Source organism: Paenarthrobacter sp. YAF11_1, from assembly GCF_052113445.1.
Classification (GTDB): domain Bacteria; phylum Actinomycetota; class Actinomycetes; order Actinomycetales; family Micrococcaceae; genus Arthrobacter.
In genome coordinates this window covers 1-16,035 of sequence record NZ_JBFRDF010000023.1, presented here as the reverse complement: position 1 = coordinate 16,035, position 16,035 = coordinate 1, and the positions used below count along the sequence as shown (strand labels likewise).

Annotated in this window: 15 protein-coding genes and 1 tRNA gene; 5 read left to right on the top strand and 11 right to left on the bottom strand. The window is 62.7% G+C overall.

Annotated elements, in window-relative coordinates:
• Positions 1–32: 32 nt before the first annotated feature.
• On the bottom strand, positions 33–1,079 hold the full coding sequence (locus AB4Y77_RS22345; protein ID WP_442015386.1) for an ABC transporter permease: 1,047 nt from the start codon (positions 1,077–1,079) through the stop codon (positions 33–35).
• A gap of 144 nt (positions 1,080–1,223) precedes the next feature.
• Between AB4Y77_RS22345 and AB4Y77_RS22340 the strand changes: the two genes are divergently transcribed.
• Together AB4Y77_RS22340 and AB4Y77_RS22335 are read left to right on the top strand one after the other, a co-directional pair.
• On the top strand, positions 1,224–2,690 hold the full coding sequence (locus AB4Y77_RS22340; protein ID WP_442015385.1) for a chlorohydrolase family protein: 1,467 nt from the start codon (positions 1,224–1,226) through the stop codon (positions 2,688–2,690).
• 34 nt (positions 2,691–2,724) lie between these two features.
• Positions 2,725–3,426 carry a GntR family transcriptional regulator gene (locus AB4Y77_RS22335; RefSeq protein WP_311214943.1) on the top strand — a complete coding sequence of 234 codons (702 nt, stop codon included), beginning with the start codon at positions 2,725–2,727 and terminating at the stop codon, positions 3,424–3,426.
• A 63-nt stretch (positions 3,427–3,489) separates the two neighbouring features.
• Here the strand turns inward: AB4Y77_RS22335 and AB4Y77_RS22330 are convergent, their stop codons facing one another.
• From AB4Y77_RS22330 to AB4Y77_RS22310, 5 genes are all read right to left on the bottom strand, one after another.
• Entirely contained in the window at positions 3,490–4,911 is a 1,422-nt protein-coding gene (locus AB4Y77_RS22330; RefSeq protein ID WP_311214942.1) for a DUF4032 domain-containing protein, read from the bottom strand.
• Positions 4,908–6,491: a beta-N-acetylhexosaminidase gene (locus AB4Y77_RS22325; protein WP_311214941.1), complete on the bottom strand. Its 1,584-nt coding sequence runs from the start codon at positions 6,489–6,491 to the stop codon at positions 4,908–4,910. The genes AB4Y77_RS22330 and AB4Y77_RS22325 overlap by 4 nt, the downstream gene beginning before the upstream one ends.
• Before the next feature lie 94 nt (positions 6,492–6,585).
• Positions 6,586–7,668: an ABC transporter ATP-binding protein gene (locus AB4Y77_RS22320; protein ID WP_311214940.1), complete on the bottom strand. Its 1,083-nt coding sequence runs from the start codon at positions 7,666–7,668 to the stop codon at positions 6,586–6,588.
• A gap of 206 nt (positions 7,669–7,874) precedes the next feature.
• Positions 7,875–8,672, bottom strand: a complete 798-nt coding sequence (otsB, locus tag AB4Y77_RS22315; protein ID WP_442015384.1) for a trehalose-phosphatase — start codon at positions 8,670–8,672, stop codon at positions 7,875–7,877.
• Positions 8,662–10,161 carry an alpha,alpha-trehalose-phosphate synthase (UDP-forming) gene (locus tag AB4Y77_RS22310; protein ID WP_442015383.1) on the bottom strand — a complete coding sequence of 500 codons (1,500 nt, stop codon included), beginning with the start codon at positions 10,159–10,161 and terminating at the stop codon, positions 8,662–8,664. The genes otsB and AB4Y77_RS22310 overlap by 11 nt, the downstream gene beginning before the upstream one ends.
• 175 nt (positions 10,162–10,336) lie before the next feature.
• Between AB4Y77_RS22310 and AB4Y77_RS22305 the strand changes: the two genes are divergently transcribed.
• The gene (locus AB4Y77_RS22305; RefSeq protein ID WP_311214937.1) at positions 10,337–11,215 is read left to right on the top strand and encodes a DsbA family protein; all 879 of its coding nucleotides are present in this window, start codon (positions 10,337–10,339) and stop codon (positions 11,213–11,215) included.
• 178 nt (positions 11,216–11,393) lie between these two features.
• Positions 11,394–11,470: transfer RNA gene (locus AB4Y77_RS22300), tRNA-Thr, on the top strand.
• A 489-nt stretch (positions 11,471–11,959) separates the two neighbouring features.
• Here the strand turns inward: AB4Y77_RS22300 and AB4Y77_RS22295 are convergent.
• Positions 11,960–12,538: a dihydrofolate reductase family protein gene (locus tag AB4Y77_RS22295; protein WP_442015382.1), complete on the bottom strand. Its 579-nt coding sequence runs from the start codon at positions 12,536–12,538 to the stop codon at positions 11,960–11,962.
• Between the two features lie 195 nt (positions 12,539–12,733).
• Positions 12,734–13,864: an ATP-binding protein gene (locus tag AB4Y77_RS22290; RefSeq protein WP_311214935.1), complete on the bottom strand. Its 1,131-nt coding sequence runs from the start codon at positions 13,862–13,864 to the stop codon at positions 12,734–12,736.
• A gap of 198 nt (positions 13,865–14,062) precedes the next feature.
• Between AB4Y77_RS22290 and AB4Y77_RS22285 the strand changes: the two genes are divergently transcribed.
• Positions 14,063–14,551 (top strand): hypothetical protein, encoded by a 489-nt coding sequence (locus AB4Y77_RS22285; RefSeq protein WP_442015381.1) that lies wholly within the window; start codon positions 14,063–14,065, stop codon positions 14,549–14,551.
• A gap of 51 nt (positions 14,552–14,602) precedes the next feature.
• On the opposite strand, the gene AB4Y77_RS22280 is transcribed toward AB4Y77_RS22285, so the two are convergent.
• The 3 genes from AB4Y77_RS22280 to AB4Y77_RS22270 all read right to left on the bottom strand — a co-directional run bounded on the left by AB4Y77_RS22280 (position 14,603) and on the right by AB4Y77_RS22270 (position 15,771).
• Positions 14,603–15,070 carry a hypothetical protein gene (locus tag AB4Y77_RS22280; RefSeq protein ID WP_311214932.1) on the bottom strand — a complete coding sequence of 156 codons (468 nt, stop codon included), beginning with the start codon at positions 15,068–15,070 and terminating at the stop codon, positions 14,603–14,605.
• Between the two features lie 91 nt (positions 15,071–15,161).
• Positions 15,162–15,569 carry an Hpt domain-containing protein gene (locus AB4Y77_RS22275; RefSeq protein ID WP_442015380.1) on the bottom strand — a complete coding sequence of 136 codons (408 nt, stop codon included), beginning with the start codon at positions 15,567–15,569 and terminating at the stop codon, positions 15,162–15,164.
• The gene (locus tag AB4Y77_RS22270) at positions 15,553–15,771 is read right to left on the bottom strand and encodes a hypothetical protein (RefSeq protein ID WP_442015379.1); all 219 of its coding nucleotides are present in this window, start codon (positions 15,769–15,771) and stop codon (positions 15,553–15,555) included. The genes AB4Y77_RS22275 and AB4Y77_RS22270 overlap by 17 nt, the downstream gene beginning before the upstream one ends.
• Between the last annotated feature and the right edge of the window lie 264 nt (positions 15,772–16,035).

The window sequence follows — 16,035 nt, the reverse complement described above, 5'->3', positions numbered from 1 at the left end:
GAGGGGGTGAAAGGCGATGCGGGGGATGAGGGCTAGTGGCGCGAGGCTTTGGGATCCAGGGCGTCGCGGACTGCGTCGCCCAGAAGGTTGAAGGCCAGGACGGTGACGATGAGCATGATGCCGGGTACGGCGAGGAACCACGGATCACTGAGGTACCAGTTGCCGGATTGGGCGGCGTTCAGCATCTGCCCCCACGACGGTGTGGGGTCCTTGACGCCGACGCCGAGGAAGGACAGTGCCGCTTCTGCCGAAATGTTGGTGGGGATCAGCATGGTGGCGTATACCAGGACGACGCCCATGACGTTGGGGATGATCTGCCGGAACAGGACGCTCAGGTGGGAGGCGCCGAAGGACCTGGCGGCTTCCACGAATTCGCGCTCGCGGAGGCTGAGCACCTGCCCGCGGACGATTCGTGCGAGGTAGGCCCAGCCGAAGAAGCCCAGGATGATCACCAGCGAGGCCATGGGCAGGAAGCTGCCTTCACCCAACGGGGTATCCCTGAGCCGCGATTGCAGGATGGGGGTCAGGGACAGCACCAGGAGGAGGTGCGGGAAGGCCAGGAACAGGTCCATGATGCGGCTGATGATGGCGTCGGTCTTGCCGCCGAAGTAGCCGGCGGCCGCTCCGAGGACCGTTCCCAGGACCACTGACACTGCGGTGGACAGCAGGGCGATGGTGAGGGAGACCTGCCCACCGTGGGCGAGCCTGGCGAACAGGTCGCGGCCCAGTCCGGGCTCGACGCCCAGCCAGTGCTGGGCGGACGGGTAAATGTAGCCGGGGAGCGGCAGCCCTGGTGTCTGGAAGTCATCCAGTACGTCCGGGCCGGTGTTGGAGGTGAAGGGGTCGTTGCCGGACATGGCACTCAAGACGGGAGCCAGGATGGCGAAGAGCATGATAGCCACCACCACGCACAGGCTGAGGAGGGCGATCTTGCTTCGCCGGATCCGCATCCAGGCGGTGGCGAGCAGGGAGCGGGCCTCGGCGGGTGCTTTGGCCTCCGGCGTCGTTGCCGGAGGAAGCGGCGGGCTTCCGATGCTTGGTTCGGACTGTAACTGGGTCAACGGTTCTGCTCGATTCATGATCCAAGGAGCTGGCTCCGGAGTTCTTGTATACCAAAATAGACTAGATCAGGATTGGTGCGATGTAAATCACAAATAATGTACTGTTTGGAATACCAGAGAGTTTCTTTTGGGATCTGTACCACATGAGGAAGAGGAGTTGCGGTGCCCACCAAGGTCACCGCCCGGTACGTGCTGGGTCATCACAAGGGACGTCACGTGCTGCTGGAGGACGCATGTGTGGTCTACAGCGGCGACGCCATCGACTACGTTGGCCACGACTACACGGGGCCTGTGGACGAGGAGCTCGACGCAGGGGATGCCTTGCTGATGCCGGGGCTGATCGACCTCGATGCCCTGACGGACATCGACCACCTCATCCTGGACAGTTGGGCCGGCCCGGAGCAGGCCAAGGGGCACCAGTGGTCCGAGGACTACTTCCGCAACCGTCGGGCCAACGTCTTCACCGCCGAAGAACGCCAGCAGGTCCGGGAATACGCCTTGATTCAGCTGATCCTGCACGGCATCACCACGTACATGCCCATCGCGTCCGAGGTTCATTCCGAGTGGGCTGAACCCTTCGAGGAACTGGTGGGGATGGCGGAGACCAGCCGGCGGCTTGGCCTTCGGGGGTACCTTGGCCCCGCCTACCGGTCGGGCGTCAATGTTGTGCTGGAGGACGGCAGCCGTTCAGTAATGTTCGACGACGGTCGCGGCCGTGAGGGACTGGCCGGTGCCCTGCGCTTCCTGGACCATGCAACGGAACTCAATGACCCGTTGGTTAACGGCGTCCTCCTCCCGTGCCGCATAGAGACCCTGGACCTCGAGTTGCTCAAGGAAACAGCGGCGGCCTCCAATGAGAGGGACGTCCTGGTCCGCCTGCACTCGCTGCAGGGCTTGGTTGAACGTGAGCTCATCCAGGAGTGGCACGGCGTGACGCCTCTGGAATTGCTGGACCAGGCAGGGCTGTTGAACGAACGCCTCTTGATCCCGCACGCGACCTACACGGACCGGAATCCAGCAGTGTTCGGTGAGGATCGGGGCGATCTCGCCCGGCTGGCGGACAGCGGTGCCAGCATCATCCACTGCCCACTGACCTCCATGCGCTACGGGAGCACGCTCGACTCGTTCAAGGCCTACAAGGAGGCGGGCATCAACATTTCGCTGGGCACTGACTCGTTCCCACCGGACCTCATCCGGGGCATTGACTCCGGTGTGCAGCTCGCCAAGATCCTGGCGGGCTCCAACGACGCCGGGGACGTTGCCGGATACGTCGACGCCGCCACGCTGGGTGGAGCGCAGGCCTTGCGGCGGCCGGACTTGGGGCGGCTGGAGCCCGGCGCCCAAGCAGACATGGTCGCTTTTTCACTGGGCGACCTTCGCGACGGCGTCCACGAGGACCCCATCCGAACCCTCCTCCTGAATGGAACAGCGCGCCAGGCCGTGCTCTCCGTGGTGGCAGGACGGACCATCATGGCAGACGGCGTGATCGCCGGAGTTGACCTGGACTATTGGCGCTCCAAGGGCCAGGAGCTGTTCGACAAGATGCGCCGCGCCTACACTGTGCGGGATGCCCGGAACCGACCGGCCGATCAGCTGTTTCCTCCCGTGTATGCTCGGTTGGAACGCTGACCGGCGCCGTCCGGCACATGGAGCGTACGCCGGCATGAAGGGAAGTTTGACAGTGGCTGAGGCGATGCCGGACACCGGAAACGGCCGTGATGATGAGGCGCGTGCGGAGAACGTCTACCAACTGGTGTTGGAAGGGATCGTCACGGGTACTTACGCGCAGGGCATGCGCTTGCGCGAACGCGAACTCTCCGAGCTCTACAACGTGTCCCGCATACCGGTCCGGGAAGCCATCCAGCGCTTGGAACAGGACGGTTTTGTGGCGACGTTCCCGCGCCGTGGTGCCGTGGTGCGCCAACTGACACTGACGGATGTCAACGAGCTCTTCGATGTCCGCCTGTGCCTGGAAACCTTCGCCGCGCGGATGGCCGCCACCAGGGTTGCCGAGGGAAGCGACGGCGGACGCCTCCAAGAACTCATGGAAGCGTCCAAGACTGCCATCGACGAGGACCGGACTGACGACGTTGCCGTCATCAGCGCCGAGTTGCACGCCGAAATCGTGCGCCTGTCCGGCAACCGGCTGCTGATCGAGTCCGTGAAACCCCTCTTTGGCCGGATGCGCTGGATCTTTGGGCTGGCCCACAACCGCAGCAACGAACTTCAGCGCGACGAGCACACGGAGTTGTGCAACGCGATCCTGAAGGGCCGGCCGGACCTGGCTTACTCGCTGGCGTACTCGCACATCGAGCTGGGCCGCGAACCGGTCCTGGCTGGCCTCGCTGAAACCCTGGAACCGTGAGTTTTCGTACAGATAACGCCCTTTAGAGGCCCTCTTCCGGGCGTTATCTGTACAAAAACTCCGCTAGTCGTCGGCGTCCGGGTATTCGTCTTCGTCTTCGTCGTCGTACCTGCCGGATTCCTCCACCTCGACCTCAAGGATCTTCAGCAGCTCCGTATCCGGGTTCAGCATGATGGCAGCCTCATCGCGGCGGTGCTGCAGCACAGTGTCCAGATAGGACTGAACCGTCTCCGCCAAGGGGACGTACCTGTCCTGCTTCTGGCTCATGTACCAGCGGTGCTCCAGGACCTCGTGCACCACTTCCGCGGGCTCCAGCTTCCCGGCCAGGTGCCGTGGAATGGAACGGACAATGGGCTCGAAGATCTGGCTGACCCAAATGTGGGCGCTGATTTCCTCGTCCAGGTCCGGGTTGTTGTCCGCCCGGAACTGGTCCATGTCGTTCAAGAGCCTGCGGGCCTGGTTCTCCTGGGCGTCCAACCCGGTCAGGCGCAGCAAGCGACGCTGGTGATGACCGGCGTCGACCACTTTGGGCTGGAGCTGGATGGTGGAGCCGTCCGCCGTGGTCTTGATGGCGTATTCCTCCACGTCGAAGCCCAGCTCGTTGAGGCGCCGGATGCGGGCAGCCACGCGCCACCTTTCGCCGAGTTCGAAGGACTCCTTCTCCGTCAGCTCGGTCCAGAGCCGGCGGTAGCTGTCCATGATCAGCTCACTGGTGGCGACGGGATCCACCTTTTCCTCGATCAGCCCGCCGTCCAGCAGGTCCATCAGCTCACCGGCGATGTTCACGCGGGCGATTTCGAGGTCGTATTCACGCTGGCCCATGGAGAGGTCCGGATAGAGTTCGCCCGTTTCGGCGTCCACCAAATAAGCGGCGAAAGCGCCGGCATCACGGCGGAACAACGTGTTGGACAGCGAAACGTCACCCCAGTAGAAGCCCACAAGGTGCAGGCGAACCAGCAGCAGGGCCTGCGCGTCAATGAGCCGGGTCAGGGTGTCCTTGCGGAGCATTTGCGAGAACAACGCCCGGTACGGCATGGAGAACTTGAGGTGCCGGGTTACCAGCACAGGGTTCAGCGGCCGGCCATCCGCGGTGGTGCGTCCGGTGATCACAGCAACCGGCTCCACGCAGGGAACATCCAACCGGGCCAGCTTCCGCAGCATGTGGTACTCGTGGCGGGCCACGTGCTCGGAGGTTTCCTTGATGGCGATGACCGAGCCACCCAGGTGCGCGAAACGCACGATGTGCCGCGAAATACCGCGGGGGAGCGCCGCAAGGTTCTCGGCCGGCCAATCCTCCAAGGCAATGTGCCACGGAAGATCCAACAGTTCCGGGTCGGCCGCAGCCGCCGTGATGTTCAGGGAACCGATAACACTCGCTGGCGGTGCGGTGTCCTGCGCACTCGCGGCTTCAGTGCGGGGGAGCTTGCCGATCTGCCCGTAATCGGTAGGTTCGTCGTGCCACTGGGCTCCGTTTTGCTCGCTCATGCCTCAATTGTTCCGTACTTAGGGGTGGAGGACGTTCCGGCTTCGGGGAACGGCCACTTCGAGGTGGCTGACCACTCGACGTCGGGTGCGGCCTGGAAGGCGACGCCCTGGTGGGCGAGCCGCTCGCCCAAGGCGCCCAGACGACGTCGGAAGTCACCTGCGTTGCGGACCTCCTGGCCGGACCACGCGACTTCCGCGAGGGAAACAGCCCGGGGGTAAAGCAGCCAATGCGCCTGCTCATTATTCCGTACGGTTTCTGTCCACAGGGGTCCTTCGACGCCGAGGATCTGGTGATCCTTGAGGCCGCCCTGGGCAGGATCCCAGTTGTAGTACTCGGCCCAGGTGAAAGGGCCGCCTTCAACCCATTCGAGTCCGATGGGGCTGTCAGACGCGTACTTTTGGTCCAGGTAGGTATTGGCGGCGGGTGACATGATCACCTTCGCGCCGCTTTCTTCGGCCTGCCGGACCACCGGGGCGAAGTCACCGTGCCAGTACTGGATGACGGCACCTTCCGGGAGTTCGACGGCGGCGAACTCGTTCCAGCCCACCACCGTCTTGCCGGTTTCGGCTCCGATCCGGACGAACTGCTGCACCATGGTCACGTAGTCGTCATGTCCTGTGACGTGGGCTTCGTCGCCGCCGACGTGGAGGTAGGGCCCTGCCGTGATGGCGGCAAGTTGCCCGAGGACTTCGCGGACGAACTCGTAGGTGACCGGCAGGTCAGCGGTAAAGGTGGACCATCCCACCTCCGAGGTGGTGCTCATGGGCTTCGCCTGACCATCGGGATTGAGCTGGGGAATCGCTGCGAGGGCGGCGTTGACGTGTCCCGGGAGGTCAATCTCCGGGATCACCAGCACGTTCTTGGTGGCGGCGTAGGCCTGGATGTCCTTGAAATCCTGCTGCGTGTAGAAACCCGCGCGCCCGCGGGCAGGAACCGCTGTAGGGACCTCCACGGCGCCTTGTCCGCCCAGGGCAGTCAGCTGGGCGTAGGGCAACCCCGAAGGGTTTTGCTCCGGGTCGTGGATCTCGATGCGCCACGACTGGTCGTCCGTGAGGTGCAGGTGCAGGGCGTTCAGCTTGAACTGGGTCATGACGTCGATCTGCGCCTTGACCTCCTCCACCGTGAAGAAGCTTCGGGCAACGTCCAGCATCAGGCCGCGGTACGCGAACCGCGGCGCGTCGGCGATGTCGACGGCGGGAATCACCCATTCGGCGTTGCTTGCGTCCGCCTTCTCAACGGACGCAGGGAAAAGCTGGCGGAGCGTCTGGACCGCATTGAAGAGTCCGGCCGGAGTGGAGGCCGTGAGCCTGACGCCACCCTCGGTGACGCTGAGCGTGTACGCTTCCGGGCCGCCGTCGAACGCTTCCGCGAACTCAAGGGAGATGTCACCGGGGCGGGTGTCCTCAACGATGGGCAGTTCGAAACCGGTGCCGGCGCGCAGCAGCGAGGCCAGTTGTTCGGCGAGCTCCGTGGCTGGGGCCGTGGCGCTGATCCGTGCTGTGGGGGCAAGCGTGAAGGCAGGGCTGTCCTGGAGTGCGACGTGGGAGGGGCGGGGGATCAGGGTGTCCGTCGTGTTCATGCCATTCTTTCGCAGGAGTTAGGTTAACGCGAGAGCGGCCCGACCTGGAGGGGTCGGGCCGCTTTCATGCGGAGCTATGTGACTGCCGGTGGGACTAGTCGCCCAGGCGGAGGCCGGTCTTGGTGTCGAACAGGTGCACGTGGCCGGACTGCGGACGAACGAAGATGGACTCGCCCTTCATCGGGGGGCGACGACCATCGACGCGTGCAACGATGTCGTGGCTCTTGCCATCAAGGATGGTGTGGCCGTAGACGTAAGCGTCGGCGCCGAGTTCTTCGACGACGTCAACCTCAACCTGGAGGCCTTCGCCGTTGCCGACGGTCTCAAGGTCTTCCGGACGCGAACCGACGGTGACGGTCTGGCCGTGAGCCTCTTCGAGGATGTTGCGCGGCACGGGGTAAACCGTTCCGCCGAACTGGACACCGCCGTCGACGACCGGCAGTTCCAGCAGGTTCATGGCCGGGGAGCCGATGAAGCCTGCAACGAAGACGTTCTGCGGGCGGTCGTACAGGTTGCGCGGGGTGTCAACCTGCTGGAGCAGGCCGTCCTTCAGCACTGCGACGCGGTCACCCATGGTCATTGCCTCGACCTGGTCGTGCGTCACGTAAACGGTGGTGACACCCAGGCGGCGGGTGAGGGATGCAATCTGCGTACGGGTCTGGACGCGGAGCTTGGCATCAAGGTTGGACAGCGGCTCATCCATGAGGAAGACCTGCGGGTTACGGACGATTGCACGGCCCATGGCAACACGCTGGCGCTGACCACCGGAGAGTGCCTTCGGCTTGCGGTCCAGGTAAGCCTCAAGGTCAAGAAGCTTGGCGGCTTCGCGAACACGCTCGGCGCGCTCTTCCTTGGAGATGCCGGCGATCTTCAGTGCGAAGCCCATGTTGTCTGCAACCGTCATGTGCGGGTACAGAGCGTAGTTCTGGAAGACCATTGCGATGTCGCGGTCCTTCGGCGGGACATCAGTGACGTCGCGGTCACCGATCAGGATGCGGCCGGCGTTGACGTCCTCAAGGCCTGCGAGCATGCGCAGGGAGGTGGACTTACCGCAACCGGAGGGTCCAACGAGGACCAGGAATTCGCCATCGGCGATGTCGATGTTGAGTTTATCGACGGCGGGCTTATCTGTGCCCGGGTACAGACGCGTAGCGTTATCAAAAGTAACTGTAGCCACAGTTATCAATCCCTTCACCGGCAGGTACGTGCCGGACGATCCGTTGTGAATGGTTCATTTTCTTCAGTTGAACTCCCCGGCCAATGGCCGGGGAGGATCGTGTGACGTCGCACGGTACTGTGCGTCACATCACATCCAAGAGTATGTCAGACTTTTGGACATACTACCTAAATGTTACGAACGTCACATGTTGCGCTGGTCACTCGCTAGGCCTCGGCGGTGACCCGCCGACGCTCCCTCAACAGGGCTTCCAGCAACTCCGCCACGTGCACCGGCGCTTCTACCCTGTACTGGGCCTGAGTGAAGTCCAGGCCAACCTTGATGCCCACATCATCACCCAGGAGCCGGCCCAACGCATCCTCATCGGTGACATCGTCTCCTGCGAACAGGATGGCCGTAGCGCCGGTTGCCTGCCGCAGGAATTCAACGGCCTCACCTTTGGAAGCATGGACCACAGAGGTCTCCAGCACGCGTTTGCCGGTTTTGAGGTACACGCCCGGATGCTCGCGGAGCACCCGGGTGGCGGCCTCGACGGCGTCTTCCGCGACGTCGTCGTCGGCCATCCTCGTGTGGAGGACGACGCCGGCGGGCTTGTCCTCAAGCAACGTCCCCGGAGCGATGTTCACGATTTCAGCGAGGACCTCACGGACCGCAGCCAGGTTGGCGCGCTGTTCGTCGTCCAGTTCCAAGCCCAAGGATCCTTCACCGAGCCAGACTTCCGCCCCGTGGCTGCCGATCAGCAGCGTGTCCGCAGGAGGCGAGGCGACCAACCGCAGGCTGTCCAGGGCCCTGCCAGAGATGAGTGCCGTCGTCGTGCGTGGCAGTTCAGCGAGTGCCTCCAAAGCGGCAGCGGATCGTGGCAGCGGCCTGGCGTCCTCCGCCCGGTCCACGATGGGGGAGAGGGTGCCATCGAAATCGAGGGCCACCAACAAATGCTCCGTGCCGGAAATTCGCCGGACTGCTTCAAGCAGCTCCGGCGAAAGGGAAAGGCTCTCAGCTGTCATCGCGCACTACCTTCTCTTCCAGGGCGGCCAGGAACTCCGCTGACCAGTGATCGACGTCGTGATCCAGGATTTGCTTGCGCATCAGCTTCATGCGGCGGCGTGCTTCTTTGGCGGGCAGGTTGATGGCCCGCAGGATGGTGGACTTGAGTCCGTCGATGTCGTGCGGGTTGATCAGGAGCGCCTGCTTGAGTTGGTCGGCAGCGCCGGCGAACTCACTCAGGACCAGCGCGCCGTCATCCTCGGAACGGGCTGTGACGTATTCCTTGGCCACCAAGTTCATGCCGTCGCGCAGCGCGGTGACCAGCATGACGTCCGCAGCGAGGTACAGAGCCACCATTTCTTCCACCGGGTAGCTGTGGTGCAGGTAGCGGACCGCAGTGTTCTGGATGGTGTCGTAGGTGCCGTTGATGTGGCCCACGGTGCCTTCGATCTCCTCGCGGAGCAGCCTGTACTGTTCCACCCGTTCCCGGCTGGGGCTTGCCACTTGGATGAGGGTGGCGTCCTCGACCTTGATGTGTCCGTCCGCAAGGAGTTCCTCGAAGGCCTTGAGCCGGTGCCGGATGCCCTTGGTGTAGTCCAGCCGGTCCACGCCAAGGAGGATGGTCTTCGGATTGCCGAGGTCCTTGCGGATCTGCTGTGCGCGCTCGATGATCTCAGGGTTGGACGCGAGCTCGCGGATCTGGGCAACGTCGATGGAGATCGGGAAGGCCTGCGCCCTGGCAATGTGCGTGACTTCGCCGTCGGGACCCTTGACGTGAACCTGCTGCTGCTTGACGCTGGCGCCCAGGAAGCGGCGGGCCGAACGCATGAAGTTGCCGGCGTCACTGGGCCGCTGGAAGCCCAGGAGGTCCGCGCCAAGCAGGCCGTCGATGATTTCACGACGCCACGGCAGTTGGGCGAAGATCTCCGGAGGCGGGAAGGGAATGTGGTTGAAGAAACCAATCTTGAGGTCCGGCCGGGTTTCGCGCAGCAGGCGCGGAACCAACTGGAGTTGGTAGTCCTGTACCCACACAGTGGCGCCGTCGGCGGCATGGCGGGTCACGGCGTCGGCGAACTTCCGGTTGACCTTGCGGTAGGAATCCCACCACGTACGGTGGAACTCCGGGGGCGCAATGACGTCGTGATACAGCGGCCAGATGGTCGCGTTGGAGAATCCCTCGTAGAACAATTCGACGTCATCGCTGCTCAACTGGACCGGGATGAGGTCCATGCCTTCATGGCTGAACGGGCGCACCGTCTCGTCCGGGGCGCCATGCCAACCCACCCACGCGCCGTCGGACTTCGTCATCATTGGCGCGAGCGCCGTGACGAGACCTCCGGGTGAACGCCGCCAACCGTCGGCGCCGTGTCCGCTGTCGTCGCTGATACGGTCAACGGGCAGCCTGTTGGAGACCACCATGAAGTCGAACTTGGTTGCCGTGGGCTTCTTGACGGGAGAAGCCCGAACGCCTTCTTCGGTCTTGAGTTTTTCGCTTGCCAAATCCTGCATTAATGCTCCCTGGGGTTGCTGTGACTCAACTCCCAGCCTACTAGCGGAATCTTCCATGGCACTTGATCGTTCAACAACCGGGCAAGGGGTCTGCGGCAGATCTTCAAGTTTGCTCCCGTAAACTGACCCCGTTGCCCTAGCTATGCCCTTTGACGTCGAATACCCCGAGGAACTGATGAGCCCCGCAAACGAACAACGCCTGTCCAAGGCTGAACGCACCGCCCAGGCACGGGAAAAGGCGCGCGCAATCCGCGAAGAGCAGTTGAAAAAGGACAAGCGCAACAAGCTTCTGGTCGGCTGGGGCATTGTGGTTGCCGTTGTGGTCATCATCGCGTTGGTGGCTTTCGTTGTCATCGGCCAAGCGCAGAACAACGCACCTATCGCCGATCAGGGCCCGACGCCGGCCAACGGCAACGTCCACGGCGGCGTCACGCTGCTGGCCAACAGCGAGGTTGTTAAGTCGGAGCCGGCCAGCGTCAACGTTGCCGACGTCCCCAGCCCTGCAGCTACCCCGCCTGCCACCGTGACGGTCCCCGGCGGCGAAGCCGAAGCCGGCAAGCCCGTCAAGGTCATTGCCTACATCGACTTCATCTGCCCCGTGTGCAAGCGGTTCGAGACCACGTACGGAGAGTCGCTGACCAACCTCCGCAACGAAGGCAAGATCTCCCTCGAATACCGTCCCCTCGGCTTCCTGGACCGGCAGTCCACCACCAATTACTCCTCCCGCGCGGCCAACGCTGCTGCATGCGTAGTGAACTCGTCCCCGGAAAAGTACGCGGACTTCTTCAACTTGCTCTTCGAGCGCCAGCCGGCTGAAGGCGGAGCGGGCATCTCCGACAACGACCTGAAGAAAATGGCTACCGAGGTTGGAGCAGCCAACATCGACACCTGCGTCGACAGCAAGCAGTTCCGTCCGTGGGTAAAGGTTGCCACGCAGGAAGCTGCGGCAGTCGGCATCACCGGCACGCCCACCGTGTTCATCGACGGCAAGCAGTGGGACGGCAGCACCGACCTGAACGCTGAAATCCAGACGGCAGTTACCGCCAAGGGCTGATAACCCTCGCGGAATGCACGACGTCGGCCGGTCACCCTTGTTCCTGGGTGGCCGGCCGCTGTTGTACCGCTCGGTCCCGGCTTGACCCGGCTTGTCCCGGCGAATTTCGTTGACGGGGATGGTCTGGGCTAACCTTATCTAGCGCTCTTTTGCGCAGTGCTTCGGGTAACCGGAGCGTGCCTCCTTAGCTCAGTTGGCCAGAGCACCGCTCTTGTAAAGCGGGGGTCGTCGGTTCGAATCCGACAGGGGGCTCCACGAACCCCTCCATTCCGGCGATTTTGCCCGGAACGGAGGGGTTTTTCGTGTCTGAAATGCAGGGCACTACAGGTTTACTACACGCTTTCAAGAAGGCAGACGACACCAGCGGGCCCTCCAGCTGCATAGAGGGAACTATGAAGTCAGGCAACAAGACCTGGGGACCGGCGACGGACGAGGCGCCGTGCGAAGGACGGCTAAGTACCGGACAGATTCTGGGTGTCCGCGAAGGTCAGGTCCACTTTGGAGTCGTCAGTGACCGTACCGGCCCGAAGCGGGGGAGGTCTCGTCGTTCTTCGTGCTGGTTCCCGGCGTGCGACCGGCCCTCAGGTCCCAGGACCTTCTTCCGGAAGCCCCGAGCTCTTCGCGGGACTTGTCCTGGATTTGTACACTCAATGCATTTACGTCCACGGGGGACAAACCTACCGGAGTGGTTCTCAGGCTGCGAAAGGGTGTCTCGCGTTTGGAGCGGGCGCTCTTCGCTGCAGTTCACTGGTGCAGCGTGGGTCGATAGATGAGCTGTTGCGTGCGGCCGTCGAGTGTCAGGTTCTCGATGAGTTCAAGGTCGAAGTCCTGTGCGCCGTGGAAGATCGAGCCCGTTCCGGTCTGACCTGTGATCACCGGGAAGATCGTGACCTGAATGCGGTCAACCAGTCCGGCGGCCATCAGTGCCCGGTTCATTGCCAGGCTCCCGTGGGAGCGCAATGGTACGTTGGATTCCTCCTTCAGCCGGGCGACGACGTCCACGGCATCACCGCTGACGAGGGTCGCATCGGCCCAGTCAAGGGGTCCTTGCAGGGTGGTGGACACGACTGTGGCCGGCAGACTGATCATCCGGGTAACCCATGGGTCGCGGGCTTCTGAGTCCTCATCGCTTGTGGACAGCATTTCCACGAAGGACCGGAACGTGTTGGCTCCGAAGACCATCCGCTGATCCTGGCTGTACTGGGCGAGGCGGCGTTCAAGCAGTTCCGGTCCTTGCTTGCCCCAGTAGCCGGTCCAGTTGCCGGTGGCGGAACCGAAGCCGTCGAGACTGGAAAAGACGTCGAACGTGTAGGTCGCTGACATGGCGCACTCCTGAACAGACACAGGACCGTGGACCTTGGTGACTGTCCATGGTCGAGACAGTGGTGGTGATCAGCCTAGTCAGCCCTGAAGTAGTCGTACAGGGCTTGGAAAGTCGGGCACGCTCAGACTCATCCCCATGGGCACTGGTGAAACGGCTGACCCTATGGGAGGTCGCAGAGCGCTACAGCGTGGCTCTCAGTGTTGGGGGTGCTGCAGCCGAAGTCCATAAGCGGGTGTGTCGCGGAGGAATTCGCGGAATGTCGGGACGGCGAAATCGACGTATCCCCGGCTTGTTGTTTCGATGACCCCAGCGGCCAATAGCCGAAGTCGGTATTGGCCGCCGTATACGGCGTTGACGCCCAAACGCTTCGCAATAGTGGTTGTGCTGGACGGGCCGTCGTCTTCAGCCATGGCCAGCAGGTACGACTGATCGACGTCGGAAAGAGCCGAGTAGGCGGACTGCAGGACGGTGGCACCCATGCGACGGCGGGCTTTCTGTACACCGGCAGCCAGCGCCTGGTCGGTGACGACCGCCCCTGATTTTCTGGCTTGACTCCATACGTGATAGCCGACGAGCTGGATCAGGAATGGGTAGCCGCCCGTCGCTTCGGCCAGCTGCTGGAGGTGTTCGTCGCTGATGCTCACGCCGCTTTCGGAGAAAGTGTCCCGGAAGGCGTTGGCGACCTCGTCTATCGAGGTCCTGTGCAGGTCGTACTTTTCGGCGCGGCGAAGGAAGGTGGAGACGCCTTCGTTGAGCAAGTCTTCGACAGACTTCGGCAGACCAGCCAGGACCAGGCCGATGGGTAAGCTTTCGCGGATCAGATGTTGGACGACCGCTGCGATTTCGGAGAGTTCGGTCCGGTCCACGGCATGAATCTCATCGATGCTGATCAGCAACCCGGTGTCCTGCTCGCCCAACTTTTCCAGCAGTTCGGTAATCTGCCGCCGCCAGTGAACCTCACGAACAGCCGGAAGCTGGGTATCCACGCGGAGGATTCCGATCGTCACCCCGGTAACCCGACGGCCGGCAGGGCCGTCCCCAAACTCGTCAGCCGCAGCGCGGACGGCGCTACTGATGCGGTCCACGAGGCCGTCGGTGGCGGTTTCGGAGATGACAATCCAGCCGTGTTCGATGGCTTCGTCTTCAATTTCCCCCAGCATGACTGTCTTGCCGATGCCGCGGGGTCCCGTGAAAATAGAGAGCAGCCCAGGGGCTCCAGGCCCATTCTCGATGCTCTCGGCGAAGTCCTGACGCATATCGTCCCGGCCGACTAGAAGTGGTGGGCGCGCACCAGCTGTCGGCTTGAACGGATTCTTCACGGCCACTTTTACACTCCTATAAATTTTTTAAAGTCTTTATATTCCTTATAGTAGCGTGCAGTTGGAGACGGGGCGCCGCAGAGTCCGGCGTTCCGCGTTTTGTCGGGGGGGATGATTGCCTCTAGCCTGTGGATCATGTCGTAGGACGCTGCAGCCTCGAAACCAGATGGCCGTCCGCAGGCCGGGTCCTTCCGCGGTCTTGCCGTGCAGGACGCGGCCGACGCGGAGAATCGGCTCGTTGGCCAAATATCGATCCTGTTGCGTTGCGGCGTTGATGTCTATGCTGCCGCCCGGAGTGGATGCCGGCGCCGTGTACTGGGCTGGTGCGGTGTAGTGACGTACGGCTCGGTCATCTCTACGCTCAGCGAGAGCGAGCGGAACTCGATATTCGTGTACGACGCCTATGAAGCGGCGCTTGCCGTCGCCTTGATCTCCGGCGGTATCTGGAACATCAGGTCCCGGTTGAGCACAAACAAGCCGCCCCTGATTGCAGCAGTAGTCCTGACCGGTTTCTTCATCGTTCCCGACGTCATCAACTTGGTCGAGATAGCGACCTCCGGCGCCGAAATGCGGAACCTTCTAGCTGTGTTCTGGCATGTTGCTCTGCTTGTGTTGGCGATACGACTGCTTCGTTTCAAGCAGCCACCGCCCACGGAACGTGAACCGCTCGGGCAGCCCCTCAGCCAGCAATAGGAGCAGTGTCGTGACCAGGGCCTGGACGATCTCCCCGCCCGGGCATGCGGCTCACGGGCAGTTCAGCGTCCCTGTCAGGGGTGTGCCCGCCCATGCGTTGGTGGAGTTGGGCACCTTGTAGTAGCCGCGGATCTGGTAGGTCCAGGTGCCTGAGAGGTTGCTCGTGTTCTGGACCCCTGAGCTGTAGCTCTTTCCCGAGGCCTTGCTGAGGTCGCCCGTGAACTGTACAACGCCGTCGGGGTCTATGACCTTGAGCTCGTGGTAGTTCGCGTAGGTGACGGCAGTGAAAGTGCTGACGCTGATTTTGGCTTGGCCAAACCAGAGGAATGAATCGCAGGACTTCGTCACGGTGACCGTGTTGGCTGCCGGCGCCGGGATCTTTGCCGCACTGACAGCCATCGCACCTGATGCGGTGTTGTTGAACTTGGCGTGCGCCGGTGAAATGTGGACGCCCATCAACAGGAGCACGGCGGCCAGGATGATGGCCGGTACTTGCCAGATGATGCCTTTGCCATGCATGTGCGTGATGCCGTCCCGGTAGTGCGGATGATGTGTTTCCAGTGTGACGAACGGGCCTCAGGAAAGGCCTCGGTGAACACTCAAGGTCTGCTCAAGACCGAAAAAATCCCCTGTGCCGGGTCAGTGATGTATGCGCGGCCCTGATGAGGTCGGACCGTGAAGCAAGACAACGTTCTGCGGTCTGCCGCAGTGCGGGCAGCGCATGGGCGGCGTCGTCGAAGTGGTTTTCCCGGATCATTGATTCGATGGCCCGGCACTGATGCTCCGTTTCCATGGCTCCCACCATGGAAGAGCTGATCTTCAGGCTGAGAACAGCGGTGGTGGTCTCCGTGGCGTCATGCTCGTCCACAGCGTGGACGATTCTTTCGACGCGCTGCGGAAGCATCGCAAGGTATTTGGCGAGGAAACGCAGTGCCGGTTCTGGACTTCCCAGTTCCTCGGCGAGGGAATGGAGCCTGCCCAAGTCCAGTTCACCGCCTGGATTACCCGACGATTTCATCGCGGCCTCCGGCAGTTTCCTCGGGTGCGGTTTTGGTGGGGTCTTTGGTCCAGATGGAGGCGAGCATTCCGATGACCAGGATGGTGGCGACGTGCTTGTCCACGGTTTTGCCCTGCCGGGTGGTGATCCGGTGGGCCGGGGTGGCCGCTGCGGAACGCCGGCCGTGAACTGCGGGAGTGATGATGGTGCTCAGTGCGCTCATGCTTGGCGTTCCTTCCGTGGTGTTCAACGTGAAATGGCCAAGAACCGGCCGGAAGGGCATACCGGCCGGCCCCTGGGGTCTATCGCGTGACCCATTGGGGTCAGCGGGGGTGCGTGCTTACTTGGTGGTTTCGGTGCGTTGGGTGCCGGTGAAGGAGAAGGCGATGGTGGACGTCGCGCCTTGGAAGTCGTTGTTGGCGGTGGTGGGGAACGCGGTGGTGACCTTGAGGTTGTCGGTCTTGGCCGAGGTCACGGAGGTGAGGGG